21 protein-coding genes and 2 pseudogenes are annotated in these 21223 nt (G+C 41.4%); 21 read left to right on the top strand and 2 right to left on the bottom strand.

All coding sequences use genetic code 11. The annotated features are described in order from the left end of the window. Positions 1-7 precede the first annotated feature (7 nt). From QNH10_RS15505 to QNH10_RS15465, 9 genes and pseudogenes are all read left to right on the top strand, one after another. Entirely contained in the window at positions 8-589 is a 582-nt protein-coding gene (locus QNH10_RS15505) for a nicotinate-nucleotide adenylyltransferase (protein ID WP_283732255.1), read from the top strand. Further along, positions 567-1124 carry a bis(5'-nucleosyl)-tetraphosphatase (symmetrical) YqeK gene (yqeK, locus tag QNH10_RS15500; protein ID WP_283732254.1) on the top strand — a complete coding sequence of 186 codons (558 nt, stop codon included), beginning with the start codon at positions 567-569 and terminating at the stop codon, positions 1122-1124. The genes QNH10_RS15505 and yqeK overlap by 23 nt, the downstream gene beginning before the upstream one ends. Before the next feature lie 29 nt (positions 1125-1153). Continuing rightward, the gene (gene rsfS / locus QNH10_RS15495) at positions 1154-1498 is read left to right on the top strand and encodes a ribosome silencing factor (RefSeq protein ID WP_283732253.1); all 345 of its coding nucleotides are present in this window, start codon (positions 1154-1156) and stop codon (positions 1496-1498) included. Next, positions 1488-2039 (top strand): class I SAM-dependent DNA methyltransferase, encoded by a 552-nt coding sequence (locus QNH10_RS15490; RefSeq protein ID WP_283732252.1) that lies wholly within the window; start codon positions 1488-1490, stop codon positions 2037-2039. Before rsfS ends, QNH10_RS15490 begins: the two co-directional genes overlap by 11 nt. Positions 2040-2306: 267 nt before the next feature. Beyond that, positions 2307-2969: a helix-hairpin-helix domain-containing protein gene (locus QNH10_RS15485; RefSeq protein WP_283732251.1), complete on the top strand. Its 663-nt coding sequence runs from the start codon at positions 2307-2309 to the stop codon at positions 2967-2969. A 22-nt stretch (positions 2970-2991) separates the two neighbouring features. Beyond that, a complete protein-coding gene (locus QNH10_RS15480; protein WP_283732250.1) occupies positions 2992-3555 on the top strand; it encodes a ComE operon protein 2 in 564 nt (187 codons plus the stop codon). Between the two features lie 441 nt (positions 3556-3996). Then, positions 3997-4999: pseudogene (locus tag QNH10_RS21265) on the top strand (ComEC/Rec2 family competence protein). A gap of 31 nt (positions 5000-5030) precedes the next feature. Further along, entirely contained in the window at positions 5031-5342 is a 312-nt protein-coding gene (locus QNH10_RS15470; protein WP_283732248.1) for an MBL fold metallo-hydrolase, read from the top strand. A gap of 2 nt (positions 5343-5344) precedes the next feature. Further along, a complete protein-coding gene (locus QNH10_RS15465) occupies positions 5345-5836 on the top strand; it encodes a ComEC/Rec2 family competence protein (RefSeq protein WP_283732247.1) in 492 nt (163 codons plus the stop codon). Positions 5837-5893: 57 nt separating this feature from the next. On the opposite strand, the gene QNH10_RS15460 is transcribed toward QNH10_RS15465, so the two are convergent. Further along, positions 5894-6028, bottom strand: coding sequence for a YqzM family protein (locus tag QNH10_RS15460; protein ID WP_283732245.1), 135 nt, complete (start codon positions 6026-6028; stop codon positions 5894-5896). A gap of 159 nt (positions 6029-6187) precedes the next feature. On the opposite strand from QNH10_RS15460, the gene holA reads away from it, so the two are divergent. Beyond that, positions 6188-7204 (top strand): DNA polymerase III subunit delta, encoded by a 1017-nt coding sequence (gene holA, locus QNH10_RS15455; protein ID WP_283732244.1) that lies wholly within the window; start codon positions 6188-6190, stop codon positions 7202-7204. Positions 7205-7372: 168 nt separating this feature from the next. Here the strand turns inward: holA and rpsT are convergent, their stop codons facing one another. Further along, on the bottom strand, positions 7373-7624 hold the full coding sequence (gene rpsT, locus QNH10_RS15450) for a 30S ribosomal protein S20 (protein WP_283732243.1): 252 nt from the start codon (positions 7622-7624) through the stop codon (positions 7373-7375). 270 nt (positions 7625-7894) lie between these two features. Here rpsT and gpr point away from each other — a divergent pair, with 270 nt between their 5' ends. The 11 genes and pseudogenes from gpr to mtaB all read left to right on the top strand — a co-directional run bounded on the left by gpr (position 7895) and on the right by mtaB (position 21162). Further along, positions 7895-8833, top strand: a complete 939-nt coding sequence (gene gpr, locus QNH10_RS15445) for a GPR endopeptidase (RefSeq protein ID WP_283734660.1) — start codon at positions 7895-7897, stop codon at positions 8831-8833. Positions 8834-8874: 41 nt separating this feature from the next. Next, positions 8875-9711: a stage II sporulation protein P gene (spoIIP, locus tag QNH10_RS15440; protein WP_283732242.1), complete on the top strand. Its 837-nt coding sequence runs from the start codon at positions 8875-8877 to the stop codon at positions 9709-9711. 195 nt (positions 9712-9906) lie between these two features. Continuing rightward, positions 9907-11730: a translation elongation factor 4 gene (lepA, locus tag QNH10_RS15435; RefSeq protein WP_283732241.1), complete on the top strand. Its 1824-nt coding sequence runs from the start codon at positions 9907-9909 to the stop codon at positions 11728-11730. A 321-nt stretch (positions 11731-12051) separates the two neighbouring features. Further along, a complete protein-coding gene (gene hemW / locus QNH10_RS15430) occupies positions 12052-13185 on the top strand; it encodes a radical SAM family heme chaperone HemW (protein ID WP_283732240.1) in 1134 nt (377 codons plus the stop codon). 96 nt (positions 13186-13281) lie between these two features. Then, a complete protein-coding gene (hrcA, locus tag QNH10_RS15425) occupies positions 13282-14307 on the top strand; it encodes a heat-inducible transcriptional repressor HrcA (RefSeq protein WP_283732239.1) in 1026 nt (341 codons plus the stop codon). Positions 14308-14335: 28 nt separating this feature from the next. After that, positions 14336-14935 carry a nucleotide exchange factor GrpE gene (grpE, locus tag QNH10_RS15420; protein WP_283732238.1) on the top strand — a complete coding sequence of 200 codons (600 nt, stop codon included), beginning with the start codon at positions 14336-14338 and terminating at the stop codon, positions 14933-14935. Positions 14936-14979: 44 nt separating this feature from the next. Further along, positions 14980-16821, top strand: a complete 1842-nt coding sequence (dnaK, locus tag QNH10_RS15415) for a molecular chaperone DnaK (RefSeq protein ID WP_283732237.1) — start codon at positions 14980-14982, stop codon at positions 16819-16821. Positions 16822-16974: 153 nt separating this feature from the next. Then, positions 16975-18101: pseudogene (gene dnaJ, locus QNH10_RS15410) on the top strand (molecular chaperone DnaJ). A 15-nt stretch (positions 18102-18116) separates the two neighbouring features. Further along, the gene (gene prmA, locus QNH10_RS15405) at positions 18117-19061 is read left to right on the top strand and encodes a 50S ribosomal protein L11 methyltransferase (RefSeq protein ID WP_283732236.1); all 945 of its coding nucleotides are present in this window, start codon (positions 18117-18119) and stop codon (positions 19059-19061) included. Positions 19062-19064: 3 nt separating this feature from the next. Next, entirely contained in the window at positions 19065-19805 is a 741-nt protein-coding gene (locus tag QNH10_RS15400; protein WP_283732235.1) for a 16S rRNA (uracil(1498)-N(3))-methyltransferase, read from the top strand. A gap of 16 nt (positions 19806-19821) precedes the next feature. After that, on the top strand, positions 19822-21162 hold the full coding sequence (mtaB, locus tag QNH10_RS15395; RefSeq protein WP_283732234.1) for a tRNA (N(6)-L-threonylcarbamoyladenosine(37)-C(2))-methylthiotransferase MtaB: 1341 nt from the start codon (positions 19822-19824) through the stop codon (positions 21160-21162). Positions 21163-21223: the final 61 nt, after the last annotated feature.

Below are 21223 nucleotides of genomic sequence, written 5' to 3'. Positions count from 1 at the left end.
GCGGATTATGAAAAAGGTTGGACTATTGGGAGGCACTTTTAACCCTCCCCATATCGGACATCTGATTATCGCCAATGAGGTGAAACATGCTCTCGGCCTTGACGAAGTACGGCTTATGCCGACCTCTATCCCGCCGCATAAGTCGAACCCGACAGATGCGACACCTGAGCAGCGTCTTCGCATGGTGGACCTCGCTGTAGAAGGGACGAATGGTTTGTCTGTTTCCGCTTTTGAAGTTGAGCAAGGTGGGGTTTCATATACCTTTGAAACCATGAAGCGGTTAAAGGAACATGAACCGGGCAGTGATTTTTATTTTATTATCGGTGGGGATATGATTGATATCCTCCCAAATTGGTATAAAATAGAAGAACTTGTAAAAGTCGTCAAGTTTGTTGGAGTTGGTAGACCGGGTACAATCGGAAAATCAGATTTTCCGATTAGAATGGTTCAAATTCCTGAAATCGAACTTTCCTCGACACTCATTCGGGAGAGGATTGGGTCAAATGGGACAATTCGATTTCTCGTTCCGGAAAAAGTTGAAAATTTTATCCGTTTGGAGGGACTCTATGGAAACCCGACAAATAATTGAGGAAATCAAAAAACGTCTTTCTTTAAAACGGTTCGAACATGTTATTAGAGTTGCGGAAACTGCAAAAGTCTTGGCTGTTCGCTTTGGAATTTCAGTCGAAAAGGCAGAGTTAGCTGCTTTGTTACATGATGTTGCGAAAAACATGGAACCAGCAGATATGCGTAAACTAATTGAAGAAAATGGTGAAGATAGTAGGCTTCTTGATTTTCACCATGAAATTTGGCATGCAGCTGCAGGGAAGATCATAGCACGTGATGAATTCGGGGTAAAAGAATTGGATATACAGAATGCCATACGTTACCATACAACTGGCAGGGCAGGAATGTCTGCCCTTGAGAAAGTAATTTATGTTGCAGACCTGATTGAACCGGGGCGAACATTCCCCGGAATCGAGGAGCTTCGAAAGACAGCCGAATTATCGATTGAAGAGGCGATGAAGTCTTGTATCATTCATTCGGTCGGTTATCTAATTGACAAGCGGATAACAGTTTTCCCTGACTCTTTCGAATGCTATAATGAGCACGTACAAAGATGAACAGTCAACTACGAAAGGAAACGTGAAATATGACAACATTATTGGAAATAGCATATAAAGCAGTAGACGACAAGCACGCACAGGAGATCGTCGTTTTAAACATGGAGGGTGTTTCACTCATAGCAGATCAATTCATCATCTGCCATGCGAACTCAGAACGTCAGGTACAAGCAATCGCAAGGGAAGTAGCAGATAAGGCTTCTGAAAATAACTATGTTGTGAAAAGAGTAGAAGGCCTGGAAACTGGAAGATGGGTGCTTGTAGATTTAGGTGATGTAGTTGTACACGTATTCCATAAAGATGAACGTGGCTATTATAATTTGGAAAAGTTATGGGGAGACGCCCCTTTACTGAAAATGGCCAATGAGCAATAAAGAAGCCTACACAAATTTCGCACTCGTTTACGATGAGCTAATGACTGATATTCCATACGATGCTTATGTGGAATTACTCTCACTTTCATTAGATGGGTTGAAAAATCGCAGAATCATCGATATCGGCTGCGGAACTGGATTACTCTCCGTGAAACTTGCAAAGGCAGGAGCGGATGTTACTGGAATTGACCTCTCGGCGGATATGCTTGAAGTTGCGAAGAAAAGAGCAAATGCCCTTTCAATGCCAATTCAATTTATAGAGCAGCCTATGCAGGAAATTGAAGGTACGCCGGAATATGATGGGGCAGTCATTGCGATAGATTCCCTGAATTATCTTCCCGATCGCGAGAGTGTACTCCAAACCTTTAAGGGAATTCATTCGATACTAAAAAACGGTGGTTTGTTGATGTTTGATGTGCATTCCACCTTTAAGACGGATGTCATTTTCATGGAAGGGCCTTTTACATTTGATAATGAACGAATTGCCTACATTTGGGAAACGGAGGAAGGGATACGGAGCATTCGGTCTACTCCAATCTAGCTTTCTTCGTCAAGGAGGAAAATGGTCTTTATCGGAGGTTCAATGAAAGTCATCTTCAGACAACATACCATGTTCATGATTATGTAGAGATGTTGCAGAGTGCCGGGTTTAAGGTGGAGCGTATTTTTGCAGATTGGGAAGATGAACCACCATATGAAGAAAGTGAAAGAATTTTTTTTCAAGTCCGTAAATGAAACTTCCTTTTTAGGAAGTTTTCGTTTATAGTGGTATAAGACTCCATATGGATGCCTCGAAGAAAGGGTGACAGTGCTGCTTACTTCATTTTCTTCAGGTAAATGGCGTAGGATCATCACCCCCATTGCAGCAATCGCTGTACTTTCCGCAATACTGTTCTTTCCCCGAGGACAGGCTGATAATCATCCGATTATCGTAAGCGGTCAATCCCCAATTATTAATGTTTTAGAGGAAGAACTTCCTGAAGAGGAGCCCACGGATAGTAAGGATGAAATTTTCCCGGTATTGATCATGGTTGATATTCAAGGAGCCGTGAAATATCCTGGTGTATATTCCTTAGTCGAAGGGGATCGCCTGATCGATGCGATACATGCTGCGGGAGGTTATTTGCCGAATGCAGATTCCCGAATGTTGAACCATGCGATGAAATTGGTAGATGAATTATTCATTTATATACCAAGGGAAGGCGAAGAAATGGATTTTTATGATTCTAAAAATGTATCGATGCCTCATTCGGGCATAGGCCAACAGAATAATGATGGAAAAGTTAATATTAATCTTGCAGACGTTCAGGAGTTAATGACGATTCCGGGAATCGGGCCGTCGAAAGCTGCGGCGATTGTAAAATATCGTGAAGAAAATGGTTTTTTTAACTCTCCTGAAGCGATAATGGTAGTGTCTGGAATTGGACAAAAGACATTTGAAAAACTTGAGTCTTTTATTTCAACCAACTAAGAAATAGTTTGGAGGCATACATATGGAGCGTATTACATGGGATCAGTTTTTCATGGCGCAATGCCATCTTCTTGCGGTCAGAAGCACTTGTACAAGACTTGCTGTCGGAGCGACAATTGTTAGGGATAATAGAATTATTGCAGGGGGCTATAACGGTTCTATTTCTGGTGGAGACCATTGTATCGACCACGGATGCTATGTCGTCGATAATCATTGTGTCCGTACAATCCATGCTGAGATGAACGCATTATTGCAATGTGCGAAGTATGGTAGTCCAATAGACGGAGCAAGCATCTATGTCACCCATTTCCCTTGCCTGCAATGTTCGAAAGCGATTATTCAAGCGGGAATTCGAACAGTCAATTATGCAAAGGATTACAGAAACAACGAATATGCGATAAAGCTATTTGAGCAAGCTGGAGTTGAATTAAATCATATCCCTAACGATGAAAGTAAAGTCGATTTCACCAAGGATGGAAAAGTGGAGTTGCTCACTGACATACTTGATGAAATGAAAGCATTGGGCGCACCTACAGATAAACTGTCCTCATTTAAGAGAAGGGTGGATGACCTATTCGGCAATTGATTGGTGAAATACGTCCAATTTATGTTTGTATACCGGTTGCCGTATCGGCTTTTGCCGCGTACGGTCCGGTTCAGATTTTATTACTCAATCTTCTTCTTTTCCCGTTTTTCTTCGTAGAAAAAAAGATTTGCTCACACCGCTTTTTGCGTTAACAGCAACGTTTTTTTCTTATTTTCTCATTTCCATGCAAATACCCGAGCTTAAACAGGCGGTACACCCATAACCATAACACTAACCTGGACAGATCAGGTGAAAATAGATGGTGGAGTTTTGAAGGGCTTTGCTAAAACTAATTCCAATGAAATTGTTTATTCGAAATTGAAGTTTACAAATGAAAAACAGAAAAGACAGTTCGAGGACATCCACATACCTTCATATCAGTTTACTTTATCCGGAGCTTTCCAAGACTTGCCTCCAGCTGCACATGACTATTCTTTTAACATGGAGAATTACTTAAAAGCGAATGGTGCAATTGGAATGTTTGAGGCTGAACAAATCGCTAACTATAAAAAAAATACTGGCATACAAACTGTATTATCGGAGCATAGGTGGCGGGTGAAACAGCATATAAAGGATAACTTTCCTGAAAGCCTGGTGGTCGAGGCCGAATCTTTATTAATTGGTGATAGGAGCGGTATGGACGAAGAACTAGGCAGCGAGTTACAGGACATTGGGCATAACCCATCTGTTTGCAATATCCGGTCTTCATGTAGGTTTATTGACCTTTCTATTTGGGCTCTGCTTATCAGGTTGTCTTTGAGGAAGGAAACTGTAGATACTCTCTTAGTGATCCTGTTGCCTCTGTACGCGGTAATTGCAGGAGGGGCCCCATCTGTTTGGCGTGCTGTTTCCGTTACGGTTCTCATTCTTTTGACAGCCTCTGGACGGTTTAGGATGCGAATGGATGATGCGCTTGCCGTAAGTGCAGCCTGTTTATCCTATTACAGCCATGGGTCGCTTTTCAACCAGGATTTCAACTTTCTTACTTGGCTGCATTTTCATTAGTCTATTCAACCAAAATTCTTTCCGTCAGAAATCAGGATTAGCCATTTCGTTTCTTGTTACAATGATTACCCAATTGGCGCTATATCCAGTTATTTTATATCACTTTTATGAATTGTCACTGTCGTCTTTTGTTGTTAATTTACTATACGTTCCCATTTATTCGGTAATCATATTGCCGATAAATATACTTTTGCTTTTGTTAACGTACTTGTCACCATCGATTGCAGCAATCATTTTCTTCATTTATGAACCACTTAGAAATTGGCTTGGGTTATTTACAGAGTTCTTATCGTCTTTACCATATCAGATGTGGGTCCCAGGCAAACCGCCTGCGGTGCTGGCCGCTTTAATAGTTATGGGAGTGTTCCTCTTTTTATCTCGTTTGAGCGTGGGAAAAATCCGTTTCGATCCTTTTGTTTTATACTTGTTCCGGCAGTAGTCCTGCATATATACCCTATTTGGACCCGTCATTGAAGGTTACTTTCCTTGATGTTGGACAAGGGGATGCTATCGTTATTGAGCTTCCTCACCGACAGAAAGTCTACGTTATTGATACAGGAGGAAATGTAAACTTTGGTGAACCTAATTGGCGTACCCCGGAAAAGGAATTTGAAGTTGGCAGGAAAATCGTTGTTCCTTTTTTGAAGGGAAGAGGCATAAATAAAATAGATAAATTGATACTTAGCCATGCGGATAGTGATCATATAGAAGGTGCTGACGAAGTACTTGAGGAAATATCCGTAAAGGAGATCCACATCTCCCTAATAGTGAAAAGGAACTGACAATGGAAGAAGTGCTTCATATTGCTATAGAAAAGAAAATCCCTATTTTTGCAATGAACGAAGGATATCATTGGCAGGAAGGGCCGACTGTGTTTAGCTATATCGCTCCCCAAAAGGGTTTGTATAAAGGGAATGATAGTTCACTTGTTCTATTAATGGAAACTTCCGGTCTATCATTTCTTTTTACAGGGGATTTAGAATTCGAAGGGGAAAAGAGGATAGTAAGAGAATACGAGCACAAGAATTGGGGCCAATTAATACTTAAAGCCGGTCATCATGGCAGCCGTACATCAAGTTCAGATGCATTTATCAAAACATTACATCCTGAACTAACCATACTTTCCTACGGCAGGAATAATCGATACGGTCATCCTCATCCGGAGGTACTTGCCACTTTTGAACAGAATAATTTGCAAACGATATCAACGGCGGATTATGGATCTATCACGATTACGGTGAGGAAGGATAGGTATTCCATACAAACTTCACGATAAAAAAAGACGGATATGTCCATTCCGATTAAGGATGGACTATCCGTCTTTCCTAGACCATTAACGTCCGACGACGTCAATGATTGTAGCAACAACGAAAATTGCAGAAAAAGCCACGAAAGCTACAATGAATCCAATACCTGAGTCAATTAAATCATTGCGTTTGGACTGTACGTCTTGTTCAAACTCATTCATTGCTACACCTCCTAATTCCTTTATAGTATAGATGATTAACCAAAAAAAATCTATATCAAACGTTCTTTTAAGTCGGGTATATGACAATCGACACAAAATGTTCATAGTCGTGAAATGGTAATGTATAATGGGGAAATGTAAGTGATTGGAGTGATTAGAATGGTAAATGCAATCTGGAAAAGCATTAGCGAGGGGAAGATTGAACCTGTTTACTTGTTGATGGGTGTCGAAAGACATTTAATCGATGAGACGATTAAGCGGCTAATCCAAGCCTTGCCAGATGGAGAAGAGGATGCGGTTGTCAGATTCGATTTGGATGAAACACCGATTGAAGCAGTAATTGAAGAAGCGGATACACTCCCATTCCTCGTAGAAAGAAAATTAGTCATCGCGAATAATACGTCTTTCCTAAAGGCTGCAGATAAAACAAAAGAGAAAGTTGTACATAATATTACTTTGCTGGAAGAGTGGCTATCAAATCCATCACCTACAGCTACAGTTGTTTTTTTGGCCCCTTATGAAAAACTTGATGGCCGGAAAAAAATCACAAAACTTATGATGCAAAAATCTACCGTAGTAGAAGCATTGCCGCTCGTCGGTCGAGACTTGACAACATGGATTCAAAATGAAGCAAGTTCGTTTGGTATCAAAATAAGTCCCGAAATTGCACAAGTACTTATCGATATGACAGGAGACAGTCTTTTGGCACTTTCTTCAGAACTTGAAAAAATTGCGATGTATATGGATGGAAAGGGCGAAGTGACAAAAGAAATAGTAGAAATGCTCGTCCCTCGTCTGCCCGAGATGGATGTTTTTAGATTGACAGATGCATATATGAACGGAAATATTAAAGAGACCATTAAGATTTACCATGATTTGTTAGGGAATGGCGAAGAACCGATCATGTTAACTTCCCTGATTGCAGGACAAATCAGACTGATGATCCATGTCGCGTCGTTGGCAAAAAAAGGATATCATCAACAACAAATAGCAAAAACTCTAAACGTCCATCCATACCGCGTAAAACTCGTAATGGAAAACAGAAGCATACCTAAGATGGAAAGGCTGTTAGTGATTCTCGAAAAACTCGCCGATATCGACTATAAACTAAAATCAACAAGTGGCAAAAGAGAAAGAGTATTAGAGATTTTCTTCATGGAACCTTTAAAGGGATAAATAGAAAAGGCTGTCCATTTCATTATGAAATGGACAGCCTTATTTTCATCCAGCTCCGGGTGGCAGCTGCTCGGGTCATAAGTCGGCTCTGCTGCACGGCAAAAACCGCCGTTTCGCAAATCCGCCTTATGCCTGTCGCAGCTAATCGCCACCCTCCGCTTTTGTTCATTACAAAGCTTTTTTTGTAAGACGAGCTTTTTGACGAGCTGCTGTATTTTTGTGGATTAGACCTTTACGAGCAGCAGTATCCAACTTCTTAACTGCGTCTTTCAAAAGTTCTGCAGCGTTCTCTTCTTTATTGATGATCGCAGTGTCAGCTTTACGTACAGCTGTACGCATTGCAGATTTAACTTGTGAATTCTGTTCATTCGCTGCGGCACTTTGTTTAACGCGCTTAATTGCACCTTTGATGTTTGGCATTCCATTCACCTCCAATTTCAGGTAACGCAAGAGTCTTTCCATAAGTAACTTCCGGATTCTCTTTACAACATTAACATTTTAGCAAAATCACTGGAAGAACGCAATAAAAATATGCAAAGAATATTTCCTTGACGCATCGTGCAAACTGCATATTGAGGTGATAACAATGGATAAATACGATTTTTACCGTACCGACCTATTAGTGGAAAACGAAGAAATGGTTCGCCACCGGACGGAAAAGAAAAAGAAAAATTAAAGGAGTCCGAAGGCATCCAGTTCGATGAAACAAGAAAGGGCAGAGTGATTTTGACATCCGTCAAAATAAATGCCGAAGGTGAAAAAAGAATTGGGAAAAAAAGAGGCACTTATTTGACATTGACAAACCCAACCTTGACTCATACCGATCGCGAGGGACTTGAAGAAATGGGGGGATTGCTCAAATCGAAACTAACTGAAATGACCAAGGAAATAGCAAATCTGAAGAACGGCAAAATCCTTTTGGTCGGGTTAGGAAATAGAGAAGTGACACCTGACGCCGTTGGGCCGCTAACGATGGATCGATTAAAAGAGATTGTCCCTATGTATTACTCGGACGAAGGGAGCGAATTGTTTGTCTATGCGCCTGGCGTAACGATCCAGACGGGGTTAGAGACAGCCGATTTCGTTAAGGCGATAGTTCATGAAATCAAACCGGATGTTATAATCGTCGTTGATGCCTTAGCGGCAAGGGATAGTTCACGCTTATGTAAAACGATTCAAATGACAGACACAGGGATACATCCTGGTTCAGGCGTTGGAAATAGTCGAAAAGAGTTGTCGAAGGAAACATTGGGAATCCCGGTTATCGCAATTGGTATTCCGACTGTTGTCGACGGTCCTGTCTTAATTGCTGATGCTATAAATACATTGTTTAATTATATCGCGACCAAAATTGAAGAGGAAAGTCATCCATCCTCCCGGTTGTCTGTTTCAAATTGGTTGCATACTCCGAATAAGGATGCGGACAGGACGAAACTGATTCCTATATTTGGGGATTGGACATCATGGCCGCATGAGGAAAGGGTGCAATTATTTGAAGAGGTTTTATCCAACCATGATTTGAATACTTTTATCTCACCAAAAGAGATTGACTCCTGGGCAGCACTTTATGCAGAAATCTTAACTGACTCCATTAGCGAATGGATTCAAGAACTTAAAACAAGTCATTGACCCATTCCCCCCGGCATATAGTTGAAAAAGGGGGATGTCGCATGAAGAAAAATATGCAAATATGGCTTGTAATCGTATTCGTTCTATTCCTATTCCCGGTAGTCATCCAATTTATACCGGAAGAATCCAAGATCTCCAATTCCAAAATAATTAAGGAAAATGCTCTTATCGTCTATGCATCCAACGTAGTGGCAGAGGAAGAGCCAGTCCCTGAGGTTGAAATTGAAGTCCAAACAGAATTGGAAACTGAAGAAGAACCGAAACTTGGAAAAGTATTACTTTATAATACGCACTCTACTGAGGCATACAAACCGATTACAAAAGCGATTGATGGGAAAATTGCCGTAAACCATCAAACTGAAAACGTAGTGAAAATGAGTGAAAAACTTAAAAGCCTACTGGAAATCAATAGCGTGGAAACTGATACACTAAATAAAGCAGTACCCTACTCACGCGCCTATAGGGAAATAAGGCCATTCGTCAAACAGCAAATTTCAGAAAATGAATATGATTTAATAATTGACATCCATCGGGATGATATAGGACCTGAAAAGTCGACGATTATTCATAAAGAAGAACGGTATGCAAAAATCGCATTTGTACTTGGTTTGGATAATCCATCCTATAAAGAGAATGAAGCGATTACGAAGAGATTGAATGCAATAATGGAAAAGAAGGTACCGGGCATCACGAGAGGTGTCATTCCGAAAGGTGGAGCAGGTGTCGATGGGAAGTATAACCAAGATCTTCACCCTAAGTTAGTTCTTTTAGAGTTAGGTGGAGTAGGGAACTCGGAAGACCAGTTGAACAGGACACTAACTGTCCTGTCAGAAGCAATCCTTGAAATGTTTGATGAAGAAGAGTTAGAACAGAAATGACAGGAGTTTCTGCTTCATGGATAGTTTCCATGGGGCTTTTTTCTTTTGAATTGGGCCAGGCTTTATCAAAGTGAACTCATCTGTTAAACTTAATTAGTTGAGCGTGATTAATGAAAATTAGGGAATAAGAATATGTAACATGTTTATCAGTTATTTGCTATAATGCAAATAGCTTATATAGGAGTGAACTGACAGATGAATCATGAGGAAAGATTGGCACGTCAAAAAAACATTAGAAACTTCTCTATCATTGCCCATATCGATCACGGGAAATCGACGTTGGCCGATCGCTTGTTGGAAAAGACTGAAACTGTGAGTTCGCGTGAAATGAAATCACAAACATTGGATTCAATGGATTTGGAGCGCGAGCGCGGAATTACGATTAAATTGAACGCAGTACAATTATCTTACACAGCGAAAAATGGCGAGGAGTATACGTTCCACTTAATCGATACTCCAGGGCACGTCGACTTTACGTATGAAGTGTCACGAAGCCTTGCAGCATGTGAAGGGGCTCTTCTTGTCGTTGACGCAGCCCAAGGAATTGAAGCGCAAACGTTGGCAAACGTTTACTTAGCGCTCGACAATGATCTTGAAATTTTGCCTGTTATTAATAAAATCGATTTACCAGCTGCGGATCCGGATAAAGTGAAAAAGGAAATTGAAGACGTAATTGGCCTGGATGCCTCCGAGGCAGTCCATGCATCTGCAAAAGCTGGTATCGGCATCGAGGAAATCCTTGAGCAGATTGTCGAAAAAGTACCCGCACCTACAGGTGATCCACAAGCACCGTTGAAAGCATTGATCTTCGACTCGCATTATGATCAATATAAAGGCGTTATTGTCAATATTCGGATTGTCGAAGGGACTGTTAAACCAGGTGATAAAATCCGCATGATGGCAACTGGAAAAGAATTCGAAGTCATTGAAACAGGAGTGTTCACACCGAATATTTCCTTGCGCGATGAATTATCTGTAGGCGATGTCGGTTTCCTTTCTGCAGCCATCAAAAATGTCGGAGATACACGCGTCGGTGACACAATCACGAATGCAAAAAATCAAGCCAGTGAACCGTTGCCGGGTTATCGTCGATTGAATCCAATGGTATTCTGCGGATTATACCCGATCGACTCGTCTAAATATGTCGATTTACGTGAAGCACTTGAGAAACTTGAGCTGAACGACTCAGCTTTGGAATACGAAGCAGAGACATCACAAGCGCTTGGCTTTGGATATCGATGCGGCTTCCTTGGATTACTCCATATGGAAATCATCCAGGAGCGGATTGAACGTGAGTTTAAGATTGATTTAATCACAACGGCTCCGAGTGTTATTTACAATGTTGTAACGACAGACGGAAAAGAATTGAAAGTGGATAATCCTTCGATGATGCCAGATGCACAGAAGGTTGACCACGTTGAAGAACCGTATGTGAAAGCATCGATCATGGTGCCGAATGAATACGTCGGCTCTGTCATGGAATTATGCCAGCATAAACGAGGTAACTTCATTACGATGGATTATTTGGATGCATCTCGCGTAAATATCATTTACGAATTGCCTCTCGCGGAAATCGTTTATGACTTTTTCGACCAATTAAAATCAGGTACTAAAGGTTATGCGTCATTTGACTATGAGCTGATTGGCTATAAAACATCGAAGCTTGTCAAAATGGATATTCTATTGAACGGAGAACAGGTCGACGCACTTAGCTTCATCGTGCATCGTGACTTCAGCTATGAGCGAGGCAAAGCGATTGTTGAAAAGTTGAGAAAACTCATTCCGCGTCAACAGTTTGAGGTGCCAGTCCAAGCTGCAATCGGTCAAAAGATTGTAGCGCGTTCAACGATTAAATCAATCGGTAAAAACGTTCTTGCAAAATGTTATGGCGGTGACATTTCCCGTAAACGAAAACTTCTTGAAAAGCAAAAAGAAGGTAAGAAGCGTATGAAACAGGTCGGATCGGTAGAAGTTCCGCAAGAAGCTTTCATGGCGGTCCTTAAAATGGATGAAGATTAACAAAAGCGAAAAGCGCCTGCATTGAAAAGGTTCGCAGTCTAAGTTCGCCGCGTCAAAGAGGAAGGTGACCTAAATGCGCGACATCGTGTCGCAACGGTCGCATGACTCGCATCCTGCGAGCCTCAACGACTGCATGACCGGCATCCTGCCGGCCTCAGGCATAAGGCGAAGATGCGGCGTGGCGCTTTTTGCCACATAGCAACTTTGACTTATGACCCGAGTCTCTGGCGCTCGGAGTCTGGACGATAATCATAAGAAGGGGGCCTACTTCAGGCTCCTTTTTGCACTAACGGCATTGCCGAAAGAAAGGGGACACAACAAATGCGAGGCATGTATATCCATATTCCTTTCTGCCATCAAATTTGCCATTACTGCGATTTCAATAAAGTGTTTTTTAAAAATCAACCAGTTGACGAGTATATTGAATGGATAGGAAATGAATTATCCATAATGAAAGAAGAGGGTACTTCATTTAAAAGTCTTGAAACGGTTTTCTTAGGCGGAGGAACTCCGACAGCATTATCAGAAAACCAATTGGAACGTTTACTTGAAATAATCCATCAATATGTAGATGTTAGTTCCCTTAAAGAATTTTCCACTGAGGCAAATCCGGATGAATTGACTAACGGAAAGCTGTCTGTCTTGAAAAATGGCGGTGTTGGTCGACTGAGCATAGGTGTCCAGTCTTTTGACACGGAGCTTTTAAAGAGGATTGGTAGAACACATGGTGCAGATGATCCGATACGAGTAATAGAAAATGCCCGAAAAATAGGCTTTGAAAATATAAGCATCGATCTCATCTATGGTTTACCAGGACAAACCATCCAACAATGGGAGGATACACTTAATAAAGCACTATCCCTTGATCTTCCACACTACTCCGGGTATTCACTCATAGTGGAACCGAAAACTGTCTTTTATAACTTGATGAATAAAGGGAAGCTTCCTTTGCCCGGTGAAGATATGGAAACGTCCATGTTCTCAATGCTTATCGATCGTATGGAAGCTGCCGGTAGACGACAATATGAAATCAGTAATTTCTCTATTCAAGGAAAAGAATCCATACATAATCTAATCTATTGGGAGAATGATGAATATGCCGGGATAGGTGCCGGAGCGCACGGGTACTTGAATGGACAAAGGTATGCGAACATTGGCCCTTTGAAAAAGTACATGGAAAGCGCGGATAACGGAACACGACCGATCATGAATCAACAAGAAGTAACTAAAATCGAAGCAATGGAGGAAGAAATGTTCCTTGGCCTTCGAAAAACTGACGGAGTTTCATTCAATTCGTTTGAAATGAAGTTTGGTAAAACGTTACCTGAAGTTTATGGAGCCGTTATCAAAGAATTATCCAATAAAGGGCTCGTTCAGATTTCAGAAGAGCATATAAAATTGACAATCAAAGGTGTTTTTAGGGGCAATGAAGTATTCCAGGAATTTCTTCACTGATTGGGAGTTAATTCGTTGACACCGTTAAACTGATTTGATAAATTATGAATAGCATTAGCACTCGCTTATAAAGAGTGCTAACAGGAGTGATGATTAATGTTGACAAACAGACAATTGCTTATATTGCAACTGACGGTTAACGATTTCATCGAATCCGCTCAACCTGTCGGATCAAGGCAGTTATCTAAAAAACCTGAGGCCCCCTTTAGCCCCGCAACCATTCGCAATGAAATGGCTGATTTGGAGGATCTTGGTTATCTTGAAAAGACCCATACTTCATCGGGCAGGATTCCTTCCGAAAAAGGTTACCGTTTCTACGTTGACCATTTGTTGACACCGGAAAAGTTAACAGTGGAAGATAGCGTTCAAATCCGCTCTGTTTTCCAGAACAGTGTCGTGGAAACAGAAGAGCTGATCCGCAATTCTGCTAAAATCATATCTGAATTGACGAATTATACGTCAATCCTTTTAGGGCCAGACACATTGATGCACTCGGTGAAGAAGTTCTCAATTGTACCATTGGATGAAACTAAGGCTGTAGCCATTATTGTTACTGATAATGGACATGTAGAAAACCGGATTTTTGATGTGCCAAAAGGTATGGTGGCTTCGGATATTGAAAAGATGGTAAATATTTTAAACGAAAGGCTTGTCGGAACTCCATTGAGTCTCCTTCAGAACAAGCTTGCCCGGGAAGCAAAAATAGTGTTCGAACAGCATGTCCATCATGCGGGCGACCTATTTGCCTCGTTCCAACGGGCCATGACAATCAAACCAGAGGAACGACTCTATTTCGGCGGCAAAATGAATATGATGAAACAGCCGGAATTCAATGATCTTCAAAAAATGAAGATGTTATTCGAGTTCATGGAGAATGGAACAACCGCTTTTAACTTTTTCCGAGATGACACGAAGGGAATTCATGTACGGATCGGTTCGGAAAATGAACTGGATGCAATGGAAGATTGCAGTGTTATTACTGCGAATTATTCCGCTGGCCCTAATATGTCTGGATCCATAGCAATCATTGGACCGAAACGGATGGATTACGGAAGAGTCATTACGATGCTCGATATCTTAAGCGGTAATTTATCACAAGCATTGGAAAAAAACAGAAAATGAGTATCGGATTGGATAGGAGGAAAGATTTGTGACTGATAAAATGAATGAAGTTGAAAATGATGCTATCGAAAAGCAGGAGGAAGTAAGTACTGATTCAGCAGTTTTGGATGCCGAACAGGAAACGATTTCCGGATCCGATGAAAGTTTGGAAGAGACGAACGAAGTAATCGATGAAAAAGATGCAAAGATAAGTGAGTTGGAATCGAAGTTACAAGACGAGGAAAACAAGCTATTCCGTGTACTCGCTGATTTTGAAAATGCTAAAAGAAGAGCAACTCTTGATAAAGAAGCTTTGAATAAGTACAAAGCACAGAGTATCCTTACAAATCTATTGCCTGTGCTTGATAATTTTGAACGTGCTTTGGCTGTTGAAACAAAAACTGAAGAAGCACAGTCACTTATGACAGGCATGGATATGATATATCGCAGCCTTGTCGATGCACTAAAAGGCGAAGGACTTGTCGAAATCGAGGCATATGATAAAGAGTTCGATCCTAATTTCCATCAAGCGGTTATGACAGGCAGCGAACCTGATAAGTCTTCAGGCATCGTGCTTGAGGAACTTCAAAAAGGGTATATGTTAAAAGATCGTGTGCTTCGACCTTCCATGGTCAAAGTTAACGAATAACCCGTTAAATCTTTTAATTTGCATTATATTTAGGAGGAATACAAATGAGCAAAATTATCGGTATTGACTTAGGAACTACAAACTCTGTAGTAGCAGTATATGAAGGTGGAGAAGCAAAGGTCATTCCTAACCCGGAAGGCAATCGTACAACTCCATCTGTAGTAGCTTTTAAAAACGGCGAACGCCAAGTCGGTGAAGTGGCTAAGCGTCAATCCATTACAAACCCAAACACAATCATGTCCGTTAAAAGACATATGGGATCTGATTATAAAGTAAAAGTTGAAGATAAAGAATATACACCTCAAGAAGTTTCCGCAATGATCCTTCAATACATGAAAGGATATGCAGAAGAATACTTAGGTGAAAAAGTGACAAAAGCGGTCATTACTGTACCAGCTTATTTCAATGATGCACAACGCCAAGCAACAAAAGATGCTGGAACAATTGCAGGTCTTGAAGTAGAACGGATCATAAACGAGCCGACAGCGGCTGCATTGGCATACGGCTTAGATAAGACAGATGAAGATGAAACAATCCTTGTATACGACCTTGGTGGTGGTACATTCGACGTTTCTATCCTTGAACTTGGCGACGGCGTATTCCAAGTACGTGCGACAGCTGGAGACAATAAATTGGGCGGGGACGATTTTGACGATGTTATCATCGACTACCTTGTTCAAGAATTCCGTAAAGAAAACGCAATTGACCTTTCAAAAGACAAAATGGCGATGCAACGTTTGAAAGATGCAGCGGAAAAAGCGAAAAAGGACCTTTCCGGTGTAACTTCTACACAAATTTCCTTGCCGTTCATCACAGCTGGCGAAGCTGGTCCATTGCACCTTGAAATTTCATTAACGCGTGCTAAATTCGATGAATTGACAGCTCATTTAGTTGAACGTTCTATGGTACCAACACGCCAAGCGATGAAAGATGCTGATCTATCAGCGTCCGAAATTGACCGTGTTATCCTTGTTGGTGGTTCAACACGAATTCCAGCAGTCCAAGAAGCGATTAAGAAAGAAACTGGAAAAGAACCGTTCAAAGGTGTAAACCCAGACGAAGTTGTTGCAATGGGTGCAGCTGTTCAAGGTTCAATCATTCGTGGAGATGTGAAAGATGTTGTATTGCTTGACGTCACACCACTTTCACTTGGTATTGAAACAATGGGAAGCGTATTTACAAAATTGATCGAAAGAAATACGACAATCCCTACAAGTAAGTCACAAGTATTCTCAACAGCTGCGGATAACCAACCTGCTGTTGACATCCATGTCTTGCAAGGTGAGCGTCCGATGGCTTCAGACAATAAAACACTTGGCCGCTTCCAATTGACAGATATTCCACCAGCTCCACGTGGAATTCCACAAATTGAAGTGACATTTGATATCGACAAAAACGGTATTGTTACAGTTAAAGCGAAAGATCTTGGTACTCAGAAAGAGCAAAATATTACAATCCAATCAAGCTCAGGTCTATCTGATGACGAAATCGAGCGCATGGTGAAAGACGCCGAAGCGAACGCTGAAGACGACAAGAAACGTAAAGAGGAAGCAGATTTGAAAAATGACGCGGACCAACTCGTTTTCATGGCTGAAAAGACATTGAAGGATCTCGAAGGCAAAGTATCCGAAGACGAAGTGAAAAAAGTTGAGGATGCAAAAGCAGAATTGAAAGCGGCTATTGAAGCTAACAATTTGGATGATATGCGTACGAAGAAAACAGCTTTGGAAGAAATCGTGCAACAAATGACGATGAAATTATATGAACAAGCTGCTGCAGACGCACAAGCTCAAGATGGAGCGGGTGAAGATGTTAGCGGCAAGCCGCAAGATGATGGCGTTGTAGATGCTGATTTTGAAGAAGTTGAAGATGATAAGAAAAACTAATTGAACGATCGATTGACGGAAAAGTCAAAGTCCGATATTCCGGCTTTGGCTTTTTCTTTTGGTAAAGGTTCTTCACGTGTTACAATTAGTCGAGCTTTTAGCCGAATTGAATAATATAAAATAGTGTCGATTGATTTATGGGAGTGTGGAATAATGAGTAAACGAGATTTTTACGAAGTGCTTGGCGTTTCGAAATCAGCAAGCAAAGAAGAAATAAGGAAAGCTTATAGGAAACTATCGAAACAATATCACCCTGACTTGAATAAAGAAGCAGGAGCAGAAGATAAGTTTAAAGAAGTAACAGAAGCATTTGAAACATTGAGTGATGAAAGCAAACGTGCAAATTACGACAGATTTGGTCATTCAGACCCTAACCAAGGATTTGGTGGATTCGGAGGCGGAGGATCAGCAGACGGATTCGGATTCGAAGATATTTTCAGCACGTTTTTGGAGGCGGAAGCACAAGACGTCGTGATCCAAACGCCCCAAGAAAAGGCGATGATCTTCAATATACAATGACAATCGATTTCATGGAAGCGGTTTTCGGTAAAGAAACCGAAGTCGAATTGCCAAAAGAAGAGACATGTGATACTTGTGATGGATCAGGTGCTAAAAAAGGAACACCTGTCAACACTTGTTCGCACTGTGGTGGATCTGGACAGATTTCAGTGACACAAAATACGCCTCTTGGTCAGATGGTAAATCGCCGTACATGTCCACATTGTCAAGGTACAGGGAAAATTATCCCTGAAAAATGTAACACATGCCATGGTTCAGGAAGAGTGACAAAACGGAAGAAGATTAAAGTAACTATTCCTGCTGGAGTTGATGACGGACAGCAACTGCGAGTATCCGGTCAAGGCGAAGCTGGAGTAAATGGCGGACCTTCTGGGGATCTGTACATTGTATTCCGGGTCAGAGAACATGAAAGTTTCGTCCGTGAAGGTGATGATATTTACCTTGAAGTGCCTGTTACATTCCCGCAATTGGCGCTTGGTGATGAAATCGAAGTGCCGACCGTACATGGGAATGTGAAATTGAAAGTACCTGCTGGGACACAAACAGGAACGAACTTCCGTTTACGCGGAAAAGGAGTAAAAAATGTCCATGGTCACGGACAAGGCGACCAACACGTAATTATCAAAGTAGTTACTCCTAAGAAAATGACCGAAAAACAAAAGGAACTACTTCGTGAATTCGCTTCTATCGGAGGCAACTCACCAGATGAATACTCAAGCTCTCTTTTTGACAAAATTAAACGAACACTAAAAGGCGACTGAAAGGGATGAATGTAGTTGAAGTGGTCTGAAATCTCCATCCATACAACACATGAAGCGACCGAAGCGGTTGCCAATATCTTGCATGAAGCAGGAGCAAGTGGTGTCATAATCGAAGATTCAAATGAACCCGATCGCATCCATGAAGATCGTTTCGGGGAAATCTATGAGTTGAAAAAAGAGGATTTTCCTGCTGAGGGTGTCATTGTCAAAGCTTATTTACCTGCCAATAGCTTTTTAATAGAAACTGTAAAAGAAATTAGTGAATCCGTAGACAAATTAGTTGAGTATGGCTTAGATGTCGGTATCAATTTGGTTCAAACAAGTGAAGTGGATGAAGAAGATTGGGCTACTGCTTGGAAGAAATATTATCATCCAGTGAAAATCTCTAGCAGGTTCACAATCGTGCCTACTTGGGAAGATTATGAACCGGTTGAATCTGATGAATTGATTATTGAACTGGATCCAGGGATGGCATTCGGAACTGGAACTCACCCAACAACCGTCCTCTGTCTACAGGCACTTGAAAAATACGTTAAAAAAGGTGACTCTGTCATTGACGTTGGAACCGGTTCAGGTGTATTGTCAATCGGCGCAGCCCTACTTGGTGCATCACATGTTCATGCACTCGATCTTGATGAAGTCGCTGTAACTGCGGCAAAAGAAAATATAGAATTGAATAATGTCCAAAACATTGTGGAAGTCACTCACGGAAACTTATTAGACTCTGTGAAGGATCCAGCTTCAATAATTGTCGCCAATATTCTTGCGGAAGTGATCATGACGTTTACGGAAGACGCATATTCTATCTTGCCTGACAATGGACTGTTCATAGTATCGGGAATCATTGCCCAAAAACGTGACCTTGTAAGGGATGATCTTATTGAAAAAGGCTTTGAAATTGTTGAGTCAATATTAATGGAAGATTGGGTTGCAATTATCGCATCCAAAAGGGGAGTGTAACGGTTGCAACGCTATTTTCTTGACTCTCCTTTCGACGTAGATGGAAAAGCAATGATTCAAGGAGAAGATGGTAAACATATTGTCAAGGTCATGAGGATGAATGTAGGGGATCGAATCATCGCCGTCACTGATGGTGAGGCATTTATCTCAGAAATCATAGAACTATTTTCTGACGGGGTTCTTATCAGTTGTAATGAAGGGCCACTATCATCCAATGAAATGCCGGTTCAAGTGTCTATTGCTTGCGGTTTACCAAAAGGGGATAAGCTTGACTTGATTGTCCAAAAAGGAACTGAGCTTGGCATGAAAGCGATTATTCCATTTGAAGCAGAACGATCTATTGTTAAATGGGATAGTAAAAAAGGCGATAAGAAAGTGGATCGGTTACGTAAAATTGCAAAAGAAGCAGCAGAACAATGTCACCGGACTGTTATCCCGAATGTGAAACCTCCTCTGTCTTTCAAACAGCTTTTAGTCGAAGCCGAAAACTATGATGTACGGTTATTTGCTGATGAAGAGGATGCAAAAAGTGCTGAACCCAATAGGATTGCAGATAGGCTTAAAAACGTGTATCATAAACAAACGGTAATAGTTGTTTTCGGGCCTGAAGGTGGGTTATCCAGAAAAGAGGCGGACTCGTTAGTCTCTGCTGGATTTCTCTCGGTATCATTAGGACCCCGTATTCTTAGGACGGAAACAGCCCCTTTATATCTATTGTCCGCAGTGTCTTACGAATTTGAATGAAAGAGGTGAGCAGCTAGTGTCTTCTGTTGCTTTTCATACATTAGGCTGCAAAGTGAATCATTATGAAACGGAAGCGATCTGGCAACTTTTCAAGGAATCTGGCTACGACCGTTCCGATTTCGAGAAAAATGCAGACGTCTATGTTATCAATACATGTACGGTTACGAATACTGGCGATAAGAAAAGCCGTCAAGTCATTCGAAGGGCAGTGCGTAGAAATCCGGATGCCGTTATTTGTGTTACGGGCTGTTACGCCCAGACATCTCCAGCTGAAATCATGGCAATTCCTGGGGTCGATATTGTTGTCGGTACACAGGATCGTACGAAGTTATTAGGTCTCATCGATGAGTACCGAAGCGAACGTCAACCAATCAATGCTGTCCGCAATATTATGAAAAACAGGGTTTATGAAGAGCTTGACGTCCCTGCATTTACGGACCGTACACGTGCATCTTTGAAAATCCAGGAAGGCTGCAACAACTTCTGCACCTTCTGTATTATTCCTTGGGCACGAGGCCTAATGCGTTCAAGGGACCCCGAAGAAGTCATCCGACAAGCTCAACAGCTTGTTGATGCCGGCTATCTTGAAATCGTCCTTACGGGTATCCATACGGGTGGCTATGGAGAAGATTTGAAAGACTATAACCTGGCCCGTCTGTTACGCGATCTTGAAACGAAAGTAAAAGGCTTGAAAAGGCTTCGCATCAGCTCCATCGAAGCAAGTCAATTAACTGATGAAGTGATTGATGTTCTTCGAAATTCTTCTGTTATTGTGCGCCATTTGCATATCCCGATTCAATCAGGATCCAATACAGTGCTTAAACGTATGAGAAGAAAATATACAATGGAGTTTTTCGCGGAACGATTGGATCGTTTACGTGAAGCGTTGCCGAATCTTGCAATCACATCTGACGTCATCGTTGGTTTCCCGGGTGAGTCTGAAGAGGAATTCATGGATACGTATAATTTCATCAGAGACCACAGATTCTCTGAATTACATGTATTCCCTTATTCGAAACGGACAGGAACACCTGCTGCGCGCATGGAAGATCAAATAGATGAAGATGTGAAAAACGAACGTGTTCACCGTTTAATCGAATTGAACGATCAATTGGCGAAACAATATGCTTCTGAATTCGAAAATGAAGTACTCGAAGTCATCCCGGAAGAAAAGTACAAGCTTGATCCTGAAAGTGGCTTGTATGAAGGGTATACTGATAATTATTTGAAAGTTGCTTTCCAAGCAGATGAGTCAATGGTCGGGAAAATTGTTAAAGTGAAGATTGTCAAAGCGGGTTATCCATATAACGAAGGGCAATTCGTGCGCGTTGTCGAATCAGACGAAGCGCTTGTATAATTTTTAGAAAACAGTCTATCCTTACGGGTGGACTGTTTTTTAATGCAGAGGAAAACAATTT

This window comes from Sporosarcina thermotolerans (assembly GCF_030067815.1).
In the GTDB taxonomy this organism is placed as follows: Bacteria; Bacillota; Bacilli; order Bacillales_A; family Planococcaceae; genus Sporosarcina; species Sporosarcina thermotolerans.
The sequence above is the reverse complement of the archived record's forward strand: the minus strand, read 5'-3'. Positions and strand labels throughout refer to the sequence as shown.

Excerpts from the sequence above, each read along its gene's own strand:
- hrcA (WP_283732239.1), top strand. The coding sequence starts at position 13,282 with ATGTTGACAAACAGACAATTGCTTATATTGCAACTGACGGTTAACGAT.
- lepA (WP_283732241.1), top strand. The coding sequence starts at position 9,907 with ATGAATCATGAGGAAAGATTGGCACGTCAAAAAAACATTAGAAACTTC.
- rsfS (WP_283732253.1), top strand. The coding sequence starts at position 1,154 with ATGACAACATTATTGGAAATAGCATATAAAGCAGTAGACGACAAGCAC.
- QNH10_RS15505 (WP_283732255.1), top strand. The coding sequence starts at position 8 with ATGAAAAAGGTTGGACTATTGGGAGGCACTTTTAACCCTCCCCATATC.
- QNH10_RS15460 (WP_283732245.1), bottom strand. The coding sequence starts at position 6,028 with ATGAATGAGTTTGAACAAGACGTACAGTCCAAACGCAATGATTTAATT.
- dnaK (WP_283732237.1), top strand. The coding sequence starts at position 14,980 with ATGAGCAAAATTATCGGTATTGACTTAGGAACTACAAACTCTGTAGTA.
- hemW (WP_283732240.1), top strand. The coding sequence starts at position 12,052 with ATGCGAGGCATGTATATCCATATTCCTTTCTGCCATCAAATTTGCCAT.
- QNH10_RS15465 (WP_283732247.1), top strand. The coding sequence starts at position 5,345 with ATGGAAGAAGTGCTTCATATTGCTATAGAAAAGAAAATCCCTATTTTT.
- holA (WP_283732244.1), top strand. The coding sequence starts at position 6,188 with ATGGTAAATGCAATCTGGAAAAGCATTAGCGAGGGGAAGATTGAACCT.
- yqeK (WP_283732254.1), top strand. The coding sequence starts at position 567 with ATGGAAACCCGACAAATAATTGAGGAAATCAAAAAACGTCTTTCTTTA.
- rpsT (WP_283732243.1), bottom strand. The coding sequence starts at position 7,624 with ATGCCAAACATCAAAGGTGCAATTAAGCGCGTTAAACAAAGTGCCGCA.
- spoIIP (WP_283732242.1), top strand. The coding sequence starts at position 8,875 with ATGAAGAAAAATATGCAAATATGGCTTGTAATCGTATTCGTTCTATTC.
- QNH10_RS15490 (WP_283732252.1), top strand. The coding sequence starts at position 1,488 with ATGAGCAATAAAGAAGCCTACACAAATTTCGCACTCGTTTACGATGAG.
- QNH10_RS15480 (WP_283732250.1), top strand. The coding sequence starts at position 2,992 with ATGGAGCGTATTACATGGGATCAGTTTTTCATGGCGCAATGCCATCTT.